Source organism: Streptomyces humicola (assembly GCF_024436035.1).
GTDB classification, from domain to species: Bacteria; Actinomycetota; Actinomycetes; order Streptomycetales; family Streptomycetaceae; genus Streptantibioticus_B; species Streptantibioticus_B humicola.
In genome coordinates this window covers 75,929-97,937 of record NZ_JANFNG010000002.1, presented here as the reverse complement: position 1 = coordinate 97,937, position 22,009 = coordinate 75,929, and the positions used below count along the sequence as shown (strand labels likewise).

General features: G+C 67.8%; 20 protein-coding genes and 1 pseudogene. 8 read left to right on the top strand and 13 right to left on the bottom strand.

What is annotated here, in order from left to right; translation table 11 throughout:
• Positions 1-81 precede the first annotated feature (81 nt).
• Complete coding sequence (locus tag NGB36_RS03845; RefSeq protein WP_255919009.1) at positions 82-561, top strand: nuclear transport factor 2 family protein; 480 nt, start codon at positions 82-84, stop codon at positions 559-561.
• On the opposite strand, the gene NGB36_RS33355 is transcribed toward NGB36_RS03845, so the two are convergent.
• The 4 genes from NGB36_RS33355 to NGB36_RS03825 all read right to left on the bottom strand — a co-directional run bounded on the left by NGB36_RS33355 (position 444) and on the right by NGB36_RS03825 (position 5,064).
• Entirely contained in the window at positions 444-1,694 is a 1,251-nt protein-coding gene (locus tag NGB36_RS33355) for an NUDIX hydrolase (protein WP_255918609.1), read from the bottom strand. The genes NGB36_RS03845 and NGB36_RS33355 overlap by 118 nt on opposite strands.
• 104 nt (positions 1,695-1,798) lie before the next feature.
• On the bottom strand, positions 1,799-2,605 hold the full coding sequence (locus NGB36_RS03835; protein ID WP_372509362.1) for a GAF domain-containing protein: 807 nt from the start codon (positions 2,603-2,605) through the stop codon (positions 1,799-1,801).
• 376 nt (positions 2,606-2,981) lie between these two features.
• Positions 2,982-3,638 carry an IPT/TIG domain-containing protein gene (locus NGB36_RS03830; protein ID WP_255918608.1) on the bottom strand — a complete coding sequence of 219 codons (657 nt, stop codon included), beginning with the start codon at positions 3,636-3,638 and terminating at the stop codon, positions 2,982-2,984.
• Positions 3,639-3,669: 31 nt separating this feature from the next.
• Complete coding sequence (locus NGB36_RS03825) at positions 3,670-5,064, bottom strand: MFS transporter (protein ID WP_255918607.1); 1,395 nt, start codon at positions 5,062-5,064, stop codon at positions 3,670-3,672.
• Positions 5,065-5,745: 681 nt separating this feature from the next.
• Between NGB36_RS03825 and NGB36_RS03820 the strand changes: the two genes are divergently transcribed.
• Positions 5,746-6,054, top strand: coding sequence for a transposase (locus NGB36_RS03820; RefSeq protein ID WP_255918606.1), 309 nt, complete (start codon positions 5,746-5,748; stop codon positions 6,052-6,054).
• Here the strand turns inward: NGB36_RS03820 and NGB36_RS03815 are convergent.
• Entirely contained in the window at positions 6,011-6,562 is a 552-nt protein-coding gene (locus NGB36_RS03815) for a hypothetical protein (protein ID WP_255919008.1), read from the bottom strand. The genes NGB36_RS03820 and NGB36_RS03815 overlap by 44 nt on opposite strands.
• A gap of 301 nt (positions 6,563-6,863) precedes the next feature.
• On the bottom strand, positions 6,864-7,418 hold the full coding sequence (locus tag NGB36_RS03810; RefSeq protein ID WP_255918605.1) for a hypothetical protein: 555 nt from the start codon (positions 7,416-7,418) through the stop codon (positions 6,864-6,866).
• A 927-nt stretch (positions 7,419-8,345) separates the two neighbouring features.
• On the opposite strand from NGB36_RS03810, the gene NGB36_RS03805 reads away from it, so the two are divergent.
• A complete protein-coding gene (locus NGB36_RS03805) occupies positions 8,346-9,590 on the top strand; it encodes a glycosyltransferase (RefSeq protein ID WP_255918604.1) in 1,245 nt (414 codons plus the stop codon).
• A gap of 66 nt (positions 9,591-9,656) precedes the next feature.
• Here NGB36_RS03805 and NGB36_RS03800 read toward each other — a convergent pair whose 3' ends face one another.
• The 3 genes from NGB36_RS03800 to NGB36_RS03790 form a co-directional block, all read right to left on the bottom strand.
• Complete coding sequence (locus NGB36_RS03800) at positions 9,657-10,652, bottom strand: alpha/beta hydrolase (RefSeq protein ID WP_255918603.1); 996 nt, start codon at positions 10,650-10,652, stop codon at positions 9,657-9,659.
• A 222-nt stretch (positions 10,653-10,874) separates the two neighbouring features.
• Positions 10,875-11,156, bottom strand: a complete 282-nt coding sequence (locus NGB36_RS03795) for an ABC transporter permease family protein (protein WP_255918602.1) — start codon at positions 11,154-11,156, stop codon at positions 10,875-10,877.
• Positions 11,157-11,225: 69 nt separating this feature from the next.
• On the bottom strand, positions 11,226-11,582 hold the full coding sequence (locus NGB36_RS03790) for a periplasmic substrate-binding domain-containing protein (protein WP_255918601.1): 357 nt from the start codon (positions 11,580-11,582) through the stop codon (positions 11,226-11,228).
• Between the two features lie 31 nt (positions 11,583-11,613).
• Here NGB36_RS03790 and NGB36_RS03785 point away from each other — a divergent pair, with 31 nt between their 5' ends.
• Positions 11,614-11,748 (top strand): hypothetical protein, encoded by a 135-nt coding sequence (locus tag NGB36_RS03785; RefSeq protein WP_255918600.1) that lies wholly within the window; start codon positions 11,614-11,616, stop codon positions 11,746-11,748.
• A gap of 368 nt (positions 11,749-12,116) precedes the next feature.
• Here the strand turns inward: NGB36_RS03785 and NGB36_RS03780 are convergent, their stop codons facing one another.
• Positions 12,117-12,266, bottom strand: coding sequence for a hypothetical protein (locus tag NGB36_RS03780; RefSeq protein ID WP_255918599.1), 150 nt, complete (start codon positions 12,264-12,266; stop codon positions 12,117-12,119).
• Positions 12,267-12,611: 345 nt separating this feature from the next.
• Here NGB36_RS03780 and NGB36_RS03775 point away from each other — a divergent pair, with 345 nt between their 5' ends.
• On the top strand, positions 12,612-13,388 hold the full coding sequence (locus NGB36_RS03775; RefSeq protein ID WP_255918598.1) for a TetR/AcrR family transcriptional regulator: 777 nt from the start codon (positions 12,612-12,614) through the stop codon (positions 13,386-13,388).
• Between the two features lie 25 nt (positions 13,389-13,413).
• Entirely contained in the window at positions 13,414-15,657 is a 2,244-nt protein-coding gene (locus tag NGB36_RS03770; protein WP_255918597.1) for a glycoside hydrolase family 3 C-terminal domain-containing protein, read from the top strand.
• Positions 15,658-15,750: 93 nt separating this feature from the next.
• Here the strand turns inward: NGB36_RS03770 and NGB36_RS33660 are convergent.
• From NGB36_RS33660 to NGB36_RS03760, 3 genes and pseudogenes are all read right to left on the bottom strand, one after another.
• Positions 15,751-15,969, bottom strand: a pseudogene (locus NGB36_RS33660) (transposase); the annotation flags it as partial.
• Between the two features lie 258 nt (positions 15,970-16,227).
• A complete protein-coding gene (locus tag NGB36_RS03765; RefSeq protein ID WP_255918596.1) occupies positions 16,228-16,617 on the bottom strand; it encodes a hypothetical protein in 390 nt (129 codons plus the stop codon).
• Between the two features lie 824 nt (positions 16,618-17,441).
• A complete protein-coding gene (locus tag NGB36_RS03760; protein WP_255919007.1) occupies positions 17,442-17,885 on the bottom strand; it encodes a large conductance mechanosensitive channel protein MscL in 444 nt (147 codons plus the stop codon).
• A gap of 986 nt (positions 17,886-18,871) precedes the next feature.
• Here NGB36_RS03760 and NGB36_RS03755 point away from each other — a divergent pair.
• Together NGB36_RS03755 and NGB36_RS03750 are read left to right on the top strand one after the other, a co-directional pair.
• The gene (locus NGB36_RS03755; protein ID WP_255918595.1) at positions 18,872-20,329 is read left to right on the top strand and encodes a serine hydrolase domain-containing protein; all 1,458 of its coding nucleotides are present in this window, start codon (positions 18,872-18,874) and stop codon (positions 20,327-20,329) included.
• Positions 20,330-21,003: 674 nt separating this feature from the next.
• Complete coding sequence (locus NGB36_RS03750) at positions 21,004-21,447, top strand: hypothetical protein (protein ID WP_255918594.1); 444 nt, start codon at positions 21,004-21,006, stop codon at positions 21,445-21,447.
• Positions 21,448-22,009: the final 562 nt, after the last annotated feature.

Sequence of the window (22,009 nt, the reverse complement as noted above, 5' to 3'; positions counted from 1 at the left end):
CGCGGTGCCCGCTCACTACCCGTCCTCGCTGGTGCGGAAAAGCCGTTGCTCTGGAACCTGTTAGGGCTGATAGACAGGGGTATGGACGACAAGGTCATGCCCCCGGTCGAGCGGATGCTCGCGGAACGCGCCTGCGAGCGCATCATTGTGGACTTCATCCACCGCCTTGACCTCGGCGACCCGAGTTCGGTGGCCGAGTTGTTCACGCCCGATGGTGTCTGGCACTGGCCTTTCGGGGACCGGCGCATCGAGGGGCGCGAGGCCCTGCGCGGCTATTTCGCCTCTCGCCCGGCGGACAGGCTGTCGCGCCGTCTGATGACGAACATCCTGGTCACGGTGGAGTCCGAGGCGACAGCGCGGGCGATCTCGTATCTGACGACATATCGGGTCGATGGCTACCCAGGTGGAATGATCGAGCCCAGGCTCCCGGCGAACGTTGGCCACTACGAGGACATCTTCCGCAAGATCGACGGCGCCTGGTTCCTCGCCAGCCGCACTGTCTTCCTTCCCTTCGGCGGCGGAACGGAACGGCTCCCCGTCGCGGATGCATCACCCGCCTGACGACGCCGCTTTCGGCCCGGCGACCGAAGGTCGCCGGGCCCTGGTGATGGGTGAGGGTCAGCTGAAGTCGAGCGCGTGGTAGGCGCGAAGGAGTGGTTGAGCTCGGGGATCAGGTCGCTGATGGTGATGGTGTCGATCCAGCGGTGCGGGATGTCGCCGGTCCAGCAGAGGCTGTCGGGCTGGTCCATGGTGGTCGAGAAGACGAAGGTGCGGGTGCCGTTGTCGGCGTCGACGAGGCCGAGGAAGCCGGTGATCTCGATGCCCGAGTAGCCGAGGGTCTGCGCGAGGATGCGGTGCAGGCCGTCGACCACGGTTTCCCCTGGCAGGACCGGGCCGGCCGGAAGGCCCCAAGCCGGTAGCGTGTCCAGATCCCGGATCACCGTGCGGACGAGCAGGAACTTGGCGTCGTGCTCGATCAGCGCGGCCGCGGCGAGGTCGGTGATGCCGTCGCCGTGGCTGCGGGTGACCAACTCGTCGACCTGCGCGAGCGTGAAGGGGCCGGTCATGGGGTCCGCCGCAGCGGGACGACGTCGGTGCGGTGGTGCGGCATCGTCGGACGGGCGGCCTCCGGGGTGGCCAGCAGGGCGACGATTGTGACGGGCTGCTGGCAGTGGGGGGCAGTTCCGGGTCGCGGTCGGCTCCAGCGGGTCACGGACGGCCGCGGGCTGCCGGGAGGTGGTGCGGACCGGTGGCGGCGGAGGGAGCTCGATCCGGGCCGGCAGCGCGGGTGGTGCCTGGCCGAGGCGGCGGGCCCGATCCTCGTCCAGGGCCCGGTCGCGGCGGTGCTCGGCTTCGCGGCGGCAGACCGCCGAGCAGTAGCGGGTGCGGACCGTTCGCCCGGCCTGGAAGGGGTTCTCGCAGACCGGGCAGGTTCGGGTTTCCGTCTGGGCCTCGCGGGCGGCGGTGCGGCAGTCGGGCGAGCAGAGCATGCGCTTCGGACTGAGGGTGGTGGTGAACTCCCGCTCGCACTGGGGGCAGGTCCGCTGCGTGGGCAGGTGCGAGCGGGCCTTTTCCCGGCAGGTCGGCGAGCAGTACTTGCGCCGGCTGGTCACGGAATCGACCCTGAACCCGGTCTGGCACTCGGGGCAGTTGCGGTCCAACTCGCCGCTGGTGGTGTCGAGTTCATGAGACACGGGCGTTCACTCCCTGGCGAAGGCTGTCGGCGCGGTTCTGGTGGTGGCGGAGCCGGTAGGAGGGGCCGTCGATGCCGACCACGGCGGCCCGGTGCAGGAGCCGGTCAGCGGCGAGCTCCTGGACGAGGCGTTCCGGCTCGTCGGGGGTGATGACGGGCCTGACGCGCCGGCCGAGGTCGATCTCCGCCGAGGGTGCCCGGTTCGGCGGCTGGCTGGTAGATGGCGGCGGCCTCGAACGGGTGCAGGTCCGGCAGGGTGGGCAGCAGCAGCCGCTGGAAGTGTTCGGCGCTTTCGCGGAGCTGGCGGAATAGGTGGGCGTTTTCGATTGCGATGCCGGCGGCGGTGGCCAGGGTGATCACCGTGTGCTCGTCGGTGGCGTCGAAGGGCTGCCCGTCGTAGCGCTCGGACAGGTACAGGTCGCCGTAGATCTCGCCGCGGAAGCCGATCGCGACCCCGAGCAGGGTGCGCAGGTGAGGGTGGCCGGGTGGGAAGCCGATGGAATCGGGGTGGGAGGCGATGTCATCGACCCGCAGCGGGGCAGGATCGCGCATCAGATGTCCCAGCAGGCCCCGGCCGCGGGGGAATTCCAGCCCGTCGAGTGCGGCCCGCTCCTGTTCGGATAGGCCGGCGGTGAGGAACTGCTTCAGATACTGCCCGGACTCATCCAGTACTCCCAGCGCCCCGTAGCGGGCCCCGACCAGCTCCATGGAGGTGATCATGAGGCGGTGGAGCACCGCGTCCAGGTCCAGCTCGCGGCCGAAGGACAGTGCGGCGTCCAGAAGGTCCTGCAGCCGGTTCTGGGTCTGGCCCATCACCTGCAGTTGTTCGGCGATCTGGTCCAGCTCGGTATCCAGTCGCTGGCGCAGATCAGGAAAGCGCGGTGTCCGGGGCGGCTCTTGTGAGTCCGTCACGGGCGGGCCTGGCGTTCTTCGGCGGCCTTGCGCCGATGGCAGTCATGGCGGATCCGCTCGTACAGCTCCTCACGCGAGCGGCACACCTTCCGGCCTCCAATGGGGAGCGGCCGTGATCCAACACGACAGCGTGACACGACCGAACAGCCCAACCAACCCATTACACCAAAAGCGGCATGCCGCACCCGAACAGACCGAGGTGGCTCCCGCACACACCGCCCCACACGACTCGCCACAAGATCATCCCGACGACCCTGGCTACTAAGGCCGCGTGACAACGATGGGCCCGGGCGGCCGGTCGGTGCGGGCCCGCCGCCCGGGCTCCCGAGTGCCGCCCAGGCGTCACCGAGCTCTCGGCACGGGTCCTTCCTCATGGCTACGGGCTATTTTCGGCTTCTTGCGACACGGCGGCGTGGGCCGCGCGGATGAGGTGCTGCTGTGCTTCGGTGAGGCCGCACAGGACCACTTGTCCGCTGCCGGGAGCGACCCGGCTGCCGCAGATGGTCAGGCTGCCGACGATGCGCCGGTCCGGGTCGCCGAAGGCGGCCACGAGCGAGCTGGCGGCCGACGCGATAGGGCCAACCAGACCCGATCCGAGCGCCATCGGCCCCTGTGCCGACGCCGCCACGATGTGCGCCCTGCCAACGCACACGGGGGCGATGTGGGCGCGGTTGCCGGTGCGAACTCCGACCAGCGAGGCGGTGCCGCCCGGAGCGGTGACGGTGAGCTGGCTGTTCGAGACCACGGTGATGTTCGTGGCCGGGTTGGGACCGAACGACACGGCGCTGGCCGTCGACAGGTTGGTGCCGTTGATGGTGACGGTGTTTTCGCCGGCTGTCGGGCCCATGCCGGGATCGACCCCGGTGACGACCGGGGCCGCGACATAGAGGTATGCCACGGCGTTGCTGGTGCCGGCGGTGGTCTTCGCGGTGGACGAAAAACCGCAGATCGTGTGCCACAAACGCTGAAGGAGGCGTGATGTAGCAGCTTCTGGAGGTGGCTCGATGAAGCCGTCCCCGGCCAGCTCGAGCATCTGCAGCACATACCACTTGCGCGGTGCCCGCTCACTGCCTGTCCTCGCCGAACCAGACCAAAGACGGATCGTCGCCGTCCTCGGCGTTCGGGAGACAGCGCAGGGCCCACACCGCAACGGGTGCCCCAGCGGCAACGAGGGCGGACGCGACACAAAGGCCGGCCTGATAGCCGGAAAGGAAGGCGCCTGCGGGACCGGCTCCCGCCGACGCTGCTGCATGCTGCACGAACGTCACAATCGCACCGACGAACGCGATGCCGAAGACTCCGGATGCCTCACGAGCGGCGCTGAACAAGCCGGCGGCGATGCCGGACATATGACGCGGAGACGATTCCAGTGCCCGGGTGGTGAGTGGGATAGCCAAAGCCGAGCCGAAGCCCACGGCCGACAGGCCCGGCAGGATATGGACGAAGCTTCCACTGGTGCTCCCCAGCGCAACCAGTAGCAGACCGAGGGCCACCAGGAGCAGACCTGTGGCAGAGATTCGCCCGTCCCCCCAACGTCGCGCCATGCGGGCGATGAATGGCGCGGCGGCCAGAACGGACAAGGCCACAGGGGCGAAGGCCAGCCCGGCGGACGTCGGACGGAGGCCGAGATTGTTCTGCAGGAACTGGGAGGTGAAGAAATAGACACCGCTCACACCCAAGCCCCACAGGAGCTGAGTGATGATCCCGCCCGTGAAAGGACGCTGACGAAACAGTATCCCCAGCGCCACGCTCCGATGCAGCTTCATTTCGCACCACAAGCCTCCGGCTGACATCACAGCAAACACACCAGAGATTAAGACAGGAAGGCTGGCGAACCCGATCTCGGGTCCTTCGATCAGGCAATAGGCGACGGCCGCCAGGGAGAGACATGCCAGCACGACGGCGCGGATCGACACTGTAGACGACAACGTCTGGGAAGCACGGGACCCGCGGGCATGGCGGGGGACTGCAAGCGCAATGACGAGCAGACTCGTGAACCCCAGGGGTGCGTTCATGGCGAAGAGCCACGACCAGCCCAGGTGCTGGGTGATGACACCGGAGAGCACTGGCCCGCAGGCGAGCGCTGTGGCCATAATGGCGGTCGTGGCGCTGAAACCCGTATTTCGTGCGCGGGGCGGGAGATCGTGCGACAGGACTGCCAGGGACGCGGGCATGATGAGTGCTGCGCCCGATCCCTGCAGTCCCCGGAAGACGATCAGCGTCCCCCCCTGGGTTGCGGTGCTGCAGCCCACCGACGACATGGTGAAGAGGGCGACGCCCAGCAACAGGGTCGCGCGCCGCCCGATGGTGTCAGCCAGGCGTCCGCCCAGCAGGAGAACGCTGGCGAGCGTGAGAGGGTAAACGGCTGCGACCCACTTGAAATCGGTTCCGTCCAGTGCGAGTTCGTTGCGGATTTGAGGCAGGGCCACATTGACGATGGCGCCATCCAGTGCCGTCATAAATGTCGGCACTAGGGCAGCTACGAGGATGGCGACGCTACGCATTCGACTCATGGAACCTGCTTCGGGCTGCCGGGTGCTGGAAAGGGATCTGGTTCTCGGCGACGTTTCTGCCTCTTCATCGTGCATACACAGGGACTGGCATCCCACCGCACCATACGCTGAGCCCGACGCCGAGAGCATCCGGCCGTCGCGATGCGCGGCCCTTTGTCTGCCTCTCCTTGCGGACTGCGTGGTACGCCCTCGGCGTGTCACTGGAAGCCCGGCACGACTCCGTGTTTGGTTGAGTATTGCCGGTCGCCATGAAGAAAACGGTGAGTGGCGGCAGCGCTGACCTATGTGCTTCTCCTCCAGGCGCGCGGGCGGTAGCGAACACGTCGGGTGCGGCCTTGCGCGGGTAGGGCAGGCGCATCCGTCGCAGCAGCCAGTCGAGCTCCTCGGACAGGGCGGGGCGGCGGGACAGGTCACAGGTGGGGTTCTTAAGAAGCTGTTGTCTTTTCGATCTTGAGCGGTGGCGGTCGAACGGGAGTCTCGATCGGGTGGTCGCGGGGCGCTCGGCGCATACGAGCAGGACCTCCTGAACAGCTCGTTGGTGTCTAATCACCGAGCAGCATCAGGAGGTCCCGGTGGAGCAGTCTTCCGTGCCGGTGCCCGGGCAGTCCAACTCGGCCACCCGAGAGCGTGGCCGCCGCGCACCACCGCCTCGCGCTGATCTGGGCCGACGGCGGCTACACCGGCAGCCTCGTCGAGCACTGCCTGGCCGCGCTCGCGCTGGTGCTGGCGATCGTCAAGCGCAGCGACGACCACAAAGGCTTCGTGGTCCTGCCCAAGCGGTGGATCGTCGAGCGTCTCTTCGCCCACCTGACGCGCACCCGCCGCCTGGTCCGCGATGTCGAACGCCGCACCGCCAGTGCCGAGGCGATGGTCTACGGGTCGATGACCATGGTCATGACCCACCGCCTGGCGGGTTCACACCGCGGGCGGGCGTGAACCGGCCCGCAGCCGGCTCGGCCAGCCAGCCACGCGCCACCAGGCGTTTCGCCTTCGACCGCAGTGCCTCCACCCGCGCCGGCACCACGTCCATGCCGAACAAGGCGGCCATCTCCTGGCAGGTCACCGGCCCCTGACCGAGCCGGGCCCGATCAGCTGTCACCTGCAGAATGCGCTGGTAGTCCACCGACAACGCCGACCAGGCCAGCCCCTCGCGCCACATGGGCACCTGCGACTTCGCCTTCGCCGCCTCCGGCACCTGCGGCGTCTTTCCGGTCTGCTCCTCGGCGGCCGGCACGCTCTGGTCGGCCCGGGCGTGGTCCTGCCCGGTTTCGCCCGCCGGGGCCAGCACCTCGCAGACCCGCGAGCGGGCAATGGCCCATTCCTTCCATTCCCGCTCGGCCACGGCCAGCTCGGCCTGGATCCGGTCGGCCTCCTCCCGCAGCTCATCCACCCGACGGCGAGCACCCAGCTCACGCTGTTCCAACAGCCTAACCACCGACGGCATCCACGACCCCCACAGCAGCAACGACATGACACACCGTCACTCCCACCAGATCACCACCCCTATGCCCCACCAGCGAAAACGCAGCCCTCACGTCCGGAAAGACAACAGCTTCTAATCTGTCGTGGTGGCCGCACTGGGCGCCTTCCAGGCCGAGTTCGAGCCGGGCGGTATTCAGGAACAGATCGTGCAGGAGCCGGGGGCAGAGGCGGCCGTGGATCAGGTCGTCGGCGGCGCGGGTCAAGACGTGGGGTGCAGTTCCTGGTCTGATTGGGTGTCAGTGCCAGGGAGGGGGCGGGTGGGGTCATTGGCCCAGGGCTTGCCAGCCGCTGGTGCCGGGCTGCACCGAGTGCACCTCGTCCGCGCGGACCAGTTCGCCCGCGGGCTTGTTGGCTGCCAGGTGGTCCAGGATCGAGGGCAGGTCCTCATCGCCGAACCGTCCCGCTGCCGCTGCCAGCCCGAGCGCCTGGCCGACCTCGTCGCTGCCCAGGACGGCGGCGAGTTCGACGGCGCGGGCCATCTTCGCCCGGATCCGGCTCACACCGGCGGGTCCGGCTTCCTTCAGCCAGCGCCCGTGCCCCGGGACCCAGGCCGACAAACGCGATATCCGCATCAGTGCGGGGACGCAGCCTCGGCAGGTGGACGCTGCGGCCGTCGGGGTGGTCGGGGTAGTGCTCGTCGAGGATCTGGGGGCAGGGGTGGACAAGCGGTGCCGCCAGATCTCGGTCAGGTCGCCGCAGGCGGTGATGGACTGTTCCTCGCCGACCACCTGGCACCACACTCGCGCGCCGGCATAGCCGGGCGGGGTCAGTAGCGCACCAAACCGAAGCTGATCGTGCGGGTCGTTCGCGCACCACACGCTCCTTACCCAACGCGAGCGCCAGCGGCTCGATGGGCAGCACGTGCAGCGTGGTGCGTTCGACATCGAGGGGGCTCGCGGGTATCTGCCCGGTCGCCCGGTGCAGACGGGAGTTGACCTGCAGGCATCGGCCAGCTCGGCAAACGTCTCGTACTGCTCGCGCAGGTTCGCGCTCGTCGGCACCAGGTCGGCTTGGCGATGCGCACGGTCGCCTCCGCGCCGCCCTTTGACTGCGGGTCGGAGGCACATACGTCATCACCTGACAGCCGTAGTGACGTCCGGCGGCGACCATCTGCGGGTGGCGGACCGGGATCCCGGCGACGTGCTCGACGGTCACTTTCTGGGCGATGTCGGTCAGCACATAGCTCGGCGCCCCACCAATCCTGCGCAGCACGGTGTCCAGGCAAGCGATCAGGGTGCCGAGCGTGCAGTCCCAGACCAAGATCAGGACCCGGAAGCAGGACCAGGACAGCCACGCGCAAAACAGGCAGGTCCACCGTCCGCCGATCCGGGGCCCCTCGCCCCAGTCGAACTGCGGCCACATCCCCGTCTCGGGGATCCACGGCCGCCGTCACGTGCGTCATCGCTCGTTTCCCTTCGTGGGGAAAACAGGAGAACTTGGCGTCGAGACCGTGGCGAAAGCGTCATGTGGTCCCTGCCGGCACATACTTGTTCACTTGGCGGCGTGGGGAGTTGGCCACGCCTGGTCACGGGGGTCTCACAAGCCTTGCACGGGGTCGGGGCCCTTGCTCGCCGGCGGGCACTGCGTGCGTCGCCCGGCGATGCCGGGGGATTGTGCGGGTTCTCCATGTTTCGGGAGCTGGCACGAGGCGCCACCGTAATGCGCCTACGGCGCGGGTGGCGCCCGTACGGGGTCGCTTATACCGTGAGGCGCAAGCGGCACACCCCCGACAGAGCGAGGCGGAGATGGGTCGAACCGTAGTGATCATTGCCGCGGGGTCCCGCGGGGACGTCCAGCCGTGTCTGGCGCTGGGCGCGGGCTTGACCGCCCAGGGACACGCGGTGCGGGTGATCGCCAGTCCCCGCTACCACGACCTGATCACTGAGGCGGACTTGGATTTCCACGCCCTCTCCCATGATCCCGCTGAGATCATCGCGTCGCCCGAAGGACAGGAACTGCTGGCCGGCGGACGCAACCCAGTCGCGTTCATCCGCGGTTTCCACCGGGTTCTGGGGCCATTGCTGGCACCCATGCTCACCGAGGTTCAGGCGGGTGCCGAGCAGGCAGATCTCGTCCTGGCCCCTTCGTTCAGCTTTCTGGGCCTTCACTTGAGCCAATACCTCCATGTCCCGCACGCGGTTGTGCACCTCCAGCCGAGCCAGCCCACCAGGGCCTTCCCGCACCCCCTGGCCCCGGGCGCGCGGTTCCTGGGGGCGCTGGGAAACCGCTGTAGCTTCGAGGCGGTCGATCTGGGCTCCTGGATGGTGAGCCGTCGCATCGTCAACACCTGGCGCCGCAAGAACCTGGGTCTTCCCTCCATGTCCCCGCTCGCCCCGTTCTCCCAGGTGCGTCGCGCGCCCGTGCTGTGCGCGTTCAGCCCCGCCGTCGTACCTCGGCCTGCAGACTGGGGACCGAACGTCCACCTCACCGGCTTCTGGTTCCACGAACAGTCCCGGTGGAAACCGCCGCAACGGCTTCTCGACTTCCTGGACGCCGGACCCCCGCCTGTGTACGTGGGGTTCGGCAGCATGCGCACCGGTGACCCCGAGGCCACCGACCGCGCCGTACGGATGGCGCTTCGACGCGCCGGCCTGCGCGGTGTGCTGGCCGGAGACCCTGCCACGAGCGATGACGACACCTTCGTGGCCGAGGGAATCCCCCACCACTGGCTGTTCCCCCGGATGGGCGCAGTGGTTCATCACGGCGGGGCGGGCACCACCGCCACGGCGCTGCGGGCCGGAGTTCCGTCGCTGGTCTGCCCTTTCTTCGGCGACCAGCCCTACTGGGCCGAGCGCGTGCACCGTCTGGGCGCAGGTCCGAAGCCCCTGCCAGCCCGCCACATCACGGTCGAAGCCCTCACCGACCGGTTGCGCACTGTCACCGCCGAGCGCGGTCACACCGAGGCGGCCCGTCGGCTGAGTCTGGCGCTGAACGCCGAGGGCGGAGTCGCACACGCCTGCCGCGCCCTGAACAGGATGCTCGCCCGGTAGCTCGTCATGCCCGGCGCGGAGGGGCGGTACGCGGCCCCTCCGCGCCGGACTCTGGCCCCGGAACATCTAGTGTTCGAGTTCTCTCATCACCGTGCCCCAGATGAGATGGAGCTCGCGTTCCCAGTAGGGCCACGAGTGTGTCCCTGGGCTGTAGATGTGCGTACTGACATCGACACCTGACGCCCGGAGCGAGGCAGCGAACTTCTCCACATCGGGAAGAAGGACGCCTTCCAACGTCGAGGCAGCCTGGGCGACCGGATCACGGTTCTGGTCCAGTGGCCCCAGCCCGCCATTCCCGACGGACAGGTGCACTTTCATACCGCGGTAGGCCCACGCCATGGCGGACGGGTTGTGCGCCTCCCAGTTGGCAGCTTGCTGTGCCGGGTCGCCCCAGACCCGGCTGTAGTCGACGTCGTTGCCGGCCAGCACGTTGCCCAGGAGGATGTAAGCACGGATCGACGGGTCGTCGATGTCGACGGTCGGGCTGAAGGCGGCTACGTACCGGTACATACCGCGATGGCGCGCCGCATAGTTGAGAGCGCCGAGTCCGCCCATCGACAGGCCGATGATGGCCCGGTGGGAATTCGCCCGGAATCTCTGCTCCATGAGGCGGACAAGTTCACTGGTATGAAAGGTCTCCCAATTGGGCCAACCGGCGAACCAGTCGGAGTATTGGCCCGCTTCCCCGCCGTCGGGCATCACGATCAGCACGTCGGAATTTCGTGCCAGCGCCTCGATGTCCGTCTCCCGGGTCCAGGAGGTGTAGTCGTCGTTTCCACCGTGGAGCATGTAGAGCACGGGGAAGGTACGCGTCTTGTCGCTGTTCCAGCTCTCGGGGAGGATGACACGCACCGGCACGGAGCCGCGCATGGCCGGGGACTGGATGGTCAGATCGAGCATGCGGGCATCGAGTCGCTTGACGGCCGTGATCCGGGCATCTGCCGGGCTGGAAGCCGACGCCGCCGTCTTTGGTACCCATAGCAGCGAGAGGAGGACCAGGCAGACGAAGAGACCGCTGGTCAGTCCCGCTCGGCCGGTCGCCTTCTTGAAGGTGAATGGCATGGTCTGAGGACCTCCTGAGGAAGCCGCAACGTCGCCTCGCACTCTCCCGACACAGGTGCGAAGGGCATGTGAGGAACCCTTGCTGCAACCCGAGCGCACCTCCTGGGTCCCGTGCAGCGGTCAGGGCGGCTCATCGTTACATAACGCTGCGTCAAACCGGCCTCTCCAAGCGGCATCCTTCCTGACTGAGGCACAGGATCACTCAACCAGCGGACAAAGGATTCACGGTGACGGGAAGCCGGTTGCCGATCGCCTGGAGCACATCCTCACCGCTGAACCACGAGGTGCCGAAGTCACCGCGCAGCGCTGCCCGAGCCAGTCGAGGTACTGCACGGTGACCGGACGGTTCAGGCCCAACTGGTGGTTCTGGGCCGCTATGGCCGCAGGTGCGGCGTCCTCGCCCAGCAGTTGCCGGGCGACGTCGGTCTGGGGAAGGGAGGACAGGACGTAGGAGAGAAACGAGATCACGAACAGGAGCAGCACTCCTGCCGCGATCCTGCGCACGATGAAATGGAATCGGGGTGGCAATCGTCGGTGGGTAGCGGCCAGGGGCTACTGGGCGGTGGTGTAGTCCTAGATCGACGACACGGCCATGCCGGACTGGAGGGCGGCCTTGACGTTCTTGTCGGTCACCAGCAGGTAGGTCATCCGGTAGAGGGGTGCGAACCAGCCCTGCTGCACCAGGTGGGTGTTGAGCGCTTGGAGGTCCGCCGTCGCGGCCTGCTCGGGCTCGCTCTGGATCTTGGCGAGAAGGCCGACCACGGTGGGGTCGGTCGAGCCGAACATGTTGAACGGGCCGGGCAGGATGAGCGTCTGCGCGACGATCCACGGGTCGCAGGACTGGCCGATGTTCATGACCATGCCGGAGTAGTCCCGATCCACGAAGATCTTCTGCTCCACCGTGGAGGGGTCGGTCGGGTCCCAGACCACCTTGATACTGACGGCTGCGAGGTCGGACTGGATGAAGGAGGCCAGGGCGTCGGGGACGATGGCCGGTATCAGCGGGAACTTGAGGGTGAACCTTCGCGTAGCCGGCCTGCTGGTCGAACAGCAGCAGGCCCTGGAAGTCGAACTGCTTCGGGGTGGTGGTGAGTGACGGGTCGGCCTTGGCGGTGGCCTACTGGTGGCGGTCTGCAGCAGGGCGGTGTCGATCTGGCCGGTCTTCAGGCCGTTGACGAATCGCCGTCTCGTTGTTGAAGACGCTCATCGTTACGGTGTCGAAGGGCGGCTTGGTCCCCAGTACTTGGTGTTGCGGGTGTAGACCCACTTGGTACCGAAGGCGGTCTTGCCCGTGGAGGAGGTACGGGCCGGTGCCGTCCGGCATGGTCTTGAGCGCGTCGCCCTTGCTGAACGCGGCCGGACTGGCCATCAGCCCCGCCGAGTCGCTGAGGCGGACAGCAGCGACGGGTCCGCCTCGGCCAGGCCGAGGCGGACATGGGCGGAGATCGATGACGTCCACGGACTTCAGTGTCCGGTTGTAGCTTCAGGCGGTGGCCAGCATCGGGCTGTAGCCGCGTCGGCGTTGCGCTTGATCAGCGTGTCGTACACGGCCTGGAAGAACGGCATCGCGCGGCCCGTCGCCACCTCCGGGTCGAGGCTCTGCGGCAGCGTCATGGTGGCAATGTTGAGGGTTTTCGTTCCGCTGGCGCTGGTCGTGCCTGACGAGCCGGTGCAGCTCGTCAGGACGAGCGCAGTGGATGTCAGGACGGATGCGGCGGTGACGGCTCTGGCATATCGCTGCATGTCGGCCCTCCGATGCGAGGGCGGAAGGGATGGCTGCGCCATGGATGCAGCATGAGCATAGCCACGAAACTAACCGGCTGGTAGAATTTGGACCCAAGAAATAACCAGATGGTAGGTTTCTGTGGCCCGGAGAACGGTGTGCGGTCCTACGGTTGCTGCGCGCGCCCATCCAGGCAGTCGGCCCGCCAGACACACTTCAGTGGCAGGAGAACGACCGTGAGCCGACCGGAAGACCCGCCCGCTCCACGTCTGTCCAAGGGGGAGCGCACCCGGACACGGATCCTGGACTCGGCGACCGAGCTGTTCTCCAAGTCCGGCTTCTACGCGGTCTCGCTGCGGGACATCGCCGCGCATGCGGGACTGACCCACGCCGGACTGCTGCATCACTTCCCTGGCAAGGAGACGCTCCTGATCGAGGTGCTCAGCCGCCGCGACCGGGATGACGCCGAGGTCCTCTTCGATTCCGACCCAGCCGATGAACCGGAGCAGCTGCTCACCCACATCGTGGGGATTGTGGAGCGGAACATGCGCACGCCCGGCCTGGTCGGCCTGTACGTCAAGATCTCGGGAGAGGCGGCCGATCCGGATCACCCGGCGCACCAGTACTTCGTCAACCGCTACCGGGTCCTGCGGGGGCGACTGGCCACCGCCCTCGACTCCCTGGCGGCTCGGCAGGACCCTCCGCTCGACTACGACCCGGCCCAGGTAGCCAGCCAACTGCTGGCACTCATGGACGGGTTGCAGACGCAATGGCTGCTCGAGCCGGAGGCGGCCGGCATGCGGGCCGCGGTCGTGGACTTCCTCGCCCGCCTCGGCCTGGACCTCCGCTCGGCCCCGCTGTTCCCGGTCGGCGCCGGCCTTTGGGGCCCGGAATCGCCCACGCAGGCGGCAGCGGACAGCAGGCCGGATCGCCCCGCAGACCCTGCTGGTAGCGCCCGGCGAGCCGCAGCAGGGACGGTAGACACCCCACCCGGCGAGCACCCTCACCCGTAGGCACCTCGACATCCTGGGACAGCACATGACTGATCACGGCGTTTCCGGTCTCAGCCTGGAGCAGCAGGCCTCGTTGACCTCCGGCAGCAGCACCTGCCAGAGCACCCCGGTGCCCGATATCGTCCGCGCGGTGACTCTGGCCGACGGCCCGCATGGCATCCGCCGCCAGCCGGAGGGCGGCGACGCGCTCGGCGTCTTCCAGAGCATCCCGGCCACCTGCTTCCCGCCCGCCGTGTCGCTCGGTTCCTCCTGGGACCCGGAGCTGGTCCGCCGCATCGGAGCCGCGCTCGGCCGCGAGGCGTCCGCGTTGGACGTGGACGTGGTGCTGGGGCCTGGCGTGAACATCAAGCGGCATCCGCTGTGCGGGCGCAACTTCGAGTACTTCTCCGAGGACCCGCACTTGACCGGGGCGATCGGCGCGGCCATGGTCGCAGGCATCCAGTCGACCGGGATCGGCGCCTGCGTCAAGCACTTCGCGGTCAACAACCAGGAGACGGACCGGATGCGCGTCAGCGCGGACGTGGACGAGCAGGCGCTCCGCGAGATCTACCTGCCCGCTTTCGAGCACATCATCCGCGAGTCCACGCCCTCCACGGTGATGTGCTCCTACAACAAGATCAACGGCGTCTATGCCAGCCAGAACCGGTGGCTGCTGACCAAGGTGCTGCGCGAGGAGTGGGGCTTCGACGGACTGGTGATGTCGGACTGGGGCGCAGTCAACGACCGCGTCGCCGCACTGGCCGCCGGACTGGACTTGGAAATGCCTCCGACCGGCACGGACCAGCAGGTCGTCGACGCGGTAAAGGAGGGACGACTGGACCCGGCGGCCGTGGCCGCATCCGCCGCCCGGGTCGCTGCTCTGGCCGCCCGCACCGCATCGGCCCAGCCCTTCTCCGACTGGGACGTGGACGCCCACCACGAACTGGCCCGCGAGGCCGCCCGCGCCGGCGCGGTGCTGCTGAAGAACGACGGCGACCTGCTTCCGCTGGACCCAACCGCCCGCCAGCGTATCGCTGTCATCGGCGAGTTTGTCCGCACCCCGCGCTACCAGGGCAGCGGGAGCTCGCACGTGGTGCCGACCCGGTTGGACACCGCCTGGGACGCACTGCAAGCCGGATTCGGCCCCGAAACCGAACTGGACTTCGCCCCTGGCTACCGGCTCGACGGCACGCCCGACGACGCCCTCGTCGCCGAGGCGGTCGCCACCGCCTCCGCATGCGACACCGCCCTGGTCTTCCTCGGCCTGCCCGACGCCGCCGAGTCCGAAGGCTTCGACCGCACCACCATGGATCTGCCCGGCGACCAGCTCGCCCTGCTGCGCCAGGTATCCGCCGCCTGCCCCCGGGTCGCAGTAGTCCTCGCCAACGGTGGCGTGGTCTCCGTGGCCGAGTGGCAGGACCATACAGCCGCCATACTGGAGGGCTGGCTCGGCGGCCAGGCCAGCGGCCAGGCCCTGGCCGACCTGCTGCTCGGCGCGGCCAGCCCGTCCGGACGGCTCGCCGAGACCATCCCGCTCCGGCTCGCCGACGTGCCCTCGCACCTGCACTTCCCCGGCCGGGACGGCCATGTGGACTACGGGGAGGGCCGCTACGTCGGCTACCGCTACTACGACACGCTGGACCGGCCCGTGGCCTACCCCTTCGGCCACGGACTGAACTACACCCGGTTCGAGTACACCGACCTCACAGCCGCAGAAGTCGGCCGCAACGAGTGGCGCGTCAATCTGACGGTTCGAAACGTCGGCCATTGCACCGCCGACGAGGTCGTCCAGCTGTACGTGGCCTTCGACGAGCCTCAGCCCACCCGGCCCCGCCGGGAGTTGCGCGGCTTCGCCAAGGTCCGGCTGGAGCCGGGGCAATCCACGCCGGTCGCCTTCACCATTCGGGAGCGGGACCTGGCCCAGTGGTCCACCGGACGGGGCCGCTGGCGCACCGACGCTGGAACATTTGCGGTGGAGGTCGGGGCATCCTCACGGGACATCCGACTCCGCGCCGAGCTGGTCTGCGCAGGCGACGGGCGAGTCGACGAGCTGAGCGCGATGTCCACCCTGGGCGAGTGGCTGGACCACCCCGTCGGCAACACGATCCTGAGCGCGGTGCTCGAGAGGTCCCCCCACGTGGCTGCCTTGACTCAGGCCAACCCCACGCTTGCGGCGCTGGCCTGGGGCGTCCCGCTGGCCAAGCTCACCACCTTCGGCATCGGCCTGACCGCCGAAGGCGTGGACGAGCTGGTGGCAGCCGTCCGGCAGGCTGACGCCCAAGCCGGGTGACACCCTGGTCGCAGCAGGCGCAAGCGCCCGCTGCGACCAGGGTGCCCTGCATGCCGCGGTCTTGCGAAGGATCTCCTTCTGCTCGCGCAACTGCTTGACTTCGCAACGCAGTTGAGCGAGTTCCTCCTTCTCGTCACTGGTCAGACCGGACCGCTCGCTGGCATCCACCTGGGCCTGGTTCGCCCAGTTACGGATGGTCTGAGCAGACGGCTCGAACTCCTTGGCCAGCTCCTCCGGCGTACGGCCGGCCCTGACCAGCTCGATGATCTGGCGACGGAACTCCGGCGGATAGTCCGGGCGCGTCCTTGGCACGATGAACTCCTCCTTGCGGGGACCAGTGTCCCCAAGCAGGTAGGTGTCCACCAAACCGAAGCAAGATCATTGGCGGCTTGTGCCTTGGGGACGGTCACCGTCAGCACGCCGTCGCTGGGGGGCCGCGCTGACGTCCTCGGCCTTCACCCCGTGGGTAGCAGTGCCTGGTACTCGAAACGGCCCGTGCGGCGCGTGGTGCGGCGCAGGATGCCTTCGCTGACGCTGATGGCGGTTCGCTGGCCGACCAGCAGATACAGGTTAGTGCAGGCGCTCTTGCCACTGACGGAACCGCTGGTTCTGCCACACGACCGCCCGGTCGATCTGCACCAGTGACAGGCGAGTCATCTCTGCCAGTCGCTCCAAGGTGAGCCCTGCGGCGTGCTCGTTGAGAGCGCGGGCGATCTTCCCGACCCACAGTTCCTCATCCACGAATGGCCGCAGCCGGTAGTTCTCTTGCAGCTCGGCCAGATGGTCCGGTGAACATGCGGTCACCATGCGCACGCCGTCGAGCCTGGCGTCCACGGAGTGAATCGCCGAGGAGTCCGGGACCAGCGCATAGACCTGGGCGTCGTTGCAGATGACCGCACCGCACAGGTCGCACAGCTCAGGCCGCTGCTCCTCACCCTCCGGCTCTTCGGTGCTGCTCACTCCAGGTGTCTACCCGTGCCGAAGCGGTCGGCCCCATCTCCCGCCTGGTTCACCCGAACAGGGGTAGGGCTCTGGTCCCCTCCCGCGGCGTCCAACGCCGCGGGGGGACCGAAGGCACGCAGCCGGTCAACCGGGGCCAAACGCCGTACACCGCCGTCGACGCGTTCTCCACCAGACGAGCCCACACCGGGTCCGCCTGACTGGGGACTGTCCGGCCCGCCTGCCGCCAGTACATATCCCCAGCTCCGCGTAGATCGGCTCATCTGACCGCAGAGCTGCCTCCGGACCTCCGACACGTTGTGAACACCCATCACCATCACACGAGCCCCAACGCCGACCACACCTGCAGGAAAACGATCTACCGACGCAAAGCACCCGATCGAGGGCCACCGGCTCGCAGCACAGTTCTACGACGCGTCAGTCGGACATCGGAACTCTCCCCAGGGCCCACGTTGGACGGGTCGTAGTCGGAATGTCAACAGCGTCAATAATCACGAACGGTTGCACCGACGGGCATATGCGACCCCGGCTCGCCCCGCGCTCTGCTGGTCAGCCCCTGTGCAGTTCGTCGATCCCGGACGCATGCTGAGTGGCGTCCGCCGGTTCCCCCTGGCCCCCGTGCGGCACAGCGCCCGAGCCGCACGGGGAGGGAGGAGGCGTCGCGGCCCCCGCACAGCAGACGGGACTCATCCAGCTTGTAGACGTGCCCGCTCCTCTGCACTCTGCAACGGGCATGATCCTTGGGACCTCGCCCCCGTTGCGGCGCACACGGGCCGGGCTCGACAGCCGACAAGGCGGGGCGGGCCGTATCAAAGACGGCTTTCTTACGGGTGCTGCGCTCCGCCTGCTGGAGGCTGCTCCGTCCCGCAGGACCGGCACTTGCCAGCCGCGGCGGGAATCTCCTCGGACAGGCAGGCAGGATACGTCTTGACCGCGCCGGCCTCCTTGAAGGCCGCCACGCCGCCCCGGGCCTGGAACCTCTTGTACGGCACGACGATCAGGAAGTAAACGACGGCCATGAAGATGATGAAGTAGATGAGCGCCGAGATGAACGACCCGATGTCGAGGAAGGTCGCTTTGTTCCCGAGCCGTCCGAACTGCCACCCCAGCCCCAGCGTCCGGCCCCCTTGCGCCCACGCGTTGATCAGGTTGATCGCATTGTCCGTGAACGACTTGATGAGAGTGCTGAACGCCGGCGCGACGATCAGCCCGACCGCCACGACGACGATGTCACTTCGCATCAGGAAGTTCTTGAATCCCCTGAGCATCTTGTCTCTCCGGGCTGCCCCCCGATTTCCCTGATACGACATCAGAACGCTAATGCCCCGGCGGTGATGCGGGGCCATGTGACGCGCGCAAATCGCGGCATTCCGGTCGGCCGTGCACCGCCGGACGGCCATCCACACCACCCCGGAGCGGACCATGCGGCCCAGCAACGCCCGGTGGGAGGCATTCGTCGACACCTGGGCCACCGGCGACATCGCTGCCCTTGATGAAGGGAGGAGTGGATGGACTACGCCGGCGACATCGACTCGCCCCCCCCGTGCCCCACCACGAAGTACGTCACCTGGGCTTCATGCTGCAGAGAGGTCAAATGATCGGTGGGCCCACCCATGAGGCCGCGTTCAGCGAGCGATCGCCCGGACCACCTGTGACAGTGGAGTGTGGGTGGTCCTCGCCGACGGTTCCCCCCAATCAGGCGAGGGCCGCTCGCTCGTCGTGCCGGACCGCCGCAGGGCGGTGCTGCCGGTGCGAGCATGAGGCGATGGAGCGAGGCCAGCAGCGACGACCTGCCGCATACGCCGCCGCAGACGCGCCGGACAGCCATGGATGCTGCCCGCAACCGGCTGAGACCCTGAACAGTTACGCTTCGAAGAAGGCGCAAGCAGCTAATCATAAGCGACATTATTCTTCTCGATTCCTGCATTTTGGGGACTCTCGGAATATTGCCCTACATTCGATACCAACTTGACAGCACAGTGAACGATCGTCTCCTTCGGACGGGGATAATGCATCAGAAGGGCGAGGAAATGTTTCCGCCGCATGCCCGCCCCCGCCTCGCGGGCGCGGGGGACGCGAAGCACCGCTCCTTGGTTCCGCCGACGTCGGCCTGGTCACCGCCTCAACGCCCTCGCGGGGCGGCTTGTGGACACCCGTGGACCCGCCTGGGAAGGACGGATGCTACACGGCACGTTGCATCAACGGCCGTCGCGTGCAGACCCGCGGACACCCACCCCTGCGAAGGACCCGCCTGATGAGTGCTCACTCGCTGCCCGCTGGTAGTCCCGCTGCACAGGGCGTCGATGCGCGCGGCGTCCACGCGTTCCTCGACGCGGTCGAAGCGGCACCAGACATCGAACCGCACAGCCTGATGATCCTGCGTCACGGTAGCCTGGTCGCCTCCGGCTGGTGGGCGCCCTACACCCCCGATACCCCCCAGCTGCTCTACTCCCTCAGCAAAAGCTTCACCTCCGCAGCCGCCGGCTTCGCAGTGGCCGAGGGACTGCTGCGTCTTGACGACCCCGTGGTCTCCTACTTCCCCGAGTTCGACTCCGACATCACCGACCCTCGCAGCCGCGCCATGCTCGTACGGCATGTCGCGTCCATGGCCAGCGGCCACCTCTGCGAGACCTACGAGAAGGCGTTCACCCTCGACCGGAACGAGCCCGTCCGCGGCTTCCTCCTCCTCCCGCCGGATCGCGAACCCGGCACTGTCTTCGCCTACAACCAGCCCGCCAGCTACACGCTCGCAACGATCATCCAGCGTGTGACCGGCCAGTCGCTGACGCAGTATCTGCGGCCCCGGCTGTTCGACCCGCTGGGCATCGGCGAAGCGGCCTGGCTGCAGTACCCGGCCGGCCGCGATCTCGGCTTCAGCGGGCTGCACGCCACCACCGATGCGATCGCCCGGCTTGGCTTGCTTTACCTGCAAAACGGCGTCTGGGAGGGGAAACGGCTGCTGCCGGCCTCATGGATCGCAGAGGCGACGCGCTCGCACATCTCGAACGCGGAAGGCGCGGCCGAGGGGGCGAAGTCCGACTGGCAGCAGGGATATGGGTTCCAGTTCTGGATGTCCCGGCATGGGTACCGAGGTGACGGGGCGTACGGACAGTTCTGCCTGGTGCTGCCCGAATACGACGCGGTAATCGTGACGACCGCAGCGACCGAGCAGATGCAGGCCCTGCTGGACGTGGTGTGGGAGCACCTGCTGCCGGCGTTTGGCGCGCCGCTCGACGCCCGAAGAGACGAGGACGTCGCACTGCAGCAGCGCCTCTCCGGCCTTGAACTCCCGCCCCTCGCGGCGAAGCCGGTACCGCTGGCGGATCCTGACCTCTGGTCGGGCGCTGAGTTCGCCCCGGAGGGCGGCGCGTGCACTGACCAGCCGACCCTCACCGCGGTCGCGGTTGCGGCGGAAGACGGCGCTGCTTGGACCGTCTGCCTGACCGAGGGGGAGTCGCGGCTGGACCTGCGGTTCAACGGGACAGGGTGGACAATCGACACGCGGCCGGACGCGCCCGTCCCGACGGCAGTCAGCGGTGGGTGGACGGCCCCGGACACGCTGATCGTCGACGTGGCATTCCTTGAGACGCCCCACCACTTGGACGTGACGTGCTCGCTCGCGCGCCGCACGTTCCGGGCGCGGTGGCGCACGACGCCGCTGCACCGCGGGCCGCTTCGCTCTTTCCGCGCTCCACGGCTTTCGGACGGATGACCGCTCCGGGTTGAGTGTGGGGCCCACAAGCCGGTCCACCTTACAGTCGCAGCATCCAGCCCCCCTCCACAAATCCGAGTCGACGGGGGTCAGGTATTACCTCGGCAGCCTTGAGGGTCCCGCCGCCGCTTCCCCGGCTCTGCCCGATCTCGTTCTGCCCCAATCTCTACAGTGCACGCCATCTTGAGATATGTCTGGTAGTTATGGGCCAAGGCGGCCAAGATAGGCCCGTTGTGCGAGGCAAGGTGACGATGCGTTCTGGTCCGGAGCGCCACCGTGTCGCGGTCCGGCCCGGCCAGGATGCGCGCCGTTGGTAGGACAAGCGGCGGGTCAGGCGCGCTGGACAGGCCGTGACCTGTGTTTTGTGTAACGTGCGGTGCAAGGCATCGGCCAGCGGCCCACGTGGATGGTGCGCGTTGTGACAGCAACTGCTCGGGCGCCCGGCTCTCACCGCCGTGCCCCGTCATCACCCCTTCAGGCGATGATCTGCATTCCCGCGCTTGTGCCTTGTTGCCCGTCTGTGCGTTCAGGGTGCCCGCACAGGGGCGGCCCTGTTCGCGCACGCTTGGTGCCCGCGAGGGCCGGATCGCCTCGTGGGGGTATGCGGTAGCGGGCGTCCCGGATCACAACGGGCGAACTCCTGACCGGGGCATGGGTGCCGGGTGGTGCCCGCTGTGGGTCTGGTCGGCCGCTGCGTGAAGGTGACTGCGCGCGGGCGCGTCTGCGGGCCTGACCTGACGTGGTGTCTGCGTGCCAGTGGAGGCGGCAGAAGGCCGGTCATTACTCACAGGAGTGTCAATGCGCTGGCTGGCACCTCTGGCGCCGATATGCTGGTCCCCGCTGCTGGTGTCGTTGCTTTGGAAGAAGTTCACGGCGTCGGTGGAGCCGTTGACGTTGATGAAGTTCCCGCTGTTAATGGGATTTCCCTGGTTTGCGAAATTTCCCGTGCCTACACTATTTCCGCTGTTGACAGTTCCGTTGAGGCAGGCTGGAAAGCTGGTGAGTGGCTCTTGGTGCGGGCCCTGCTCTTGGCAGATGCCGCTGCTCTCGCCGGGCAGGCGCCCGGTGGCGGCGTGCTGAGTATGCTGGACTGCATCGGGGGCTTCCTGGGCGGCTGATGTCCCGGACGCCGCACCCAGCAAGCCGCCGACTCCGGCCATCAGGGCAATGACGCAGCCGACCGCCTTAGTCACCCTGCTCACCTTTCTGTCCCTGGCCCCGGCTGACGGGCCCCCTCCTGCGGTGCGGCCGGAGTGCTCGGCCGGTGTCGCCGCCAGCCGTCATATGCACTGGCGACAGCACTTCGTACCCGAGCGGCATCGGAATAAAACCTCTTCGGGAAAGTGTGGATCGTGGACTGATATCGTGTCGTTGAGCCCAAGTCAGCCGGACAACGCCTCTTCGCTGGACTGATCCGCCTGGGCGATAACCCAGGCCGCGTCGTGTCGCATCAAGATCGGGTCAGCCTGCACATTTCTGCTCTGTCGGCTCTGCAGCCTCCGACGGGTCCGGCGCATCGCCCTGGAGAGCGGTTTTGTGCCGGTCCGGAGCGCCTGTTCCCGGCCCGGGCGCATCACTCCTGTGGCCCCCGCCGGTGCATGTCCGGTCGGAGACGTTGCCCAGGAATCGGGCCGGACAGGGAGCGTTCTCAGCCCGCAGTGGCTGGTGGGTGATTTTGGC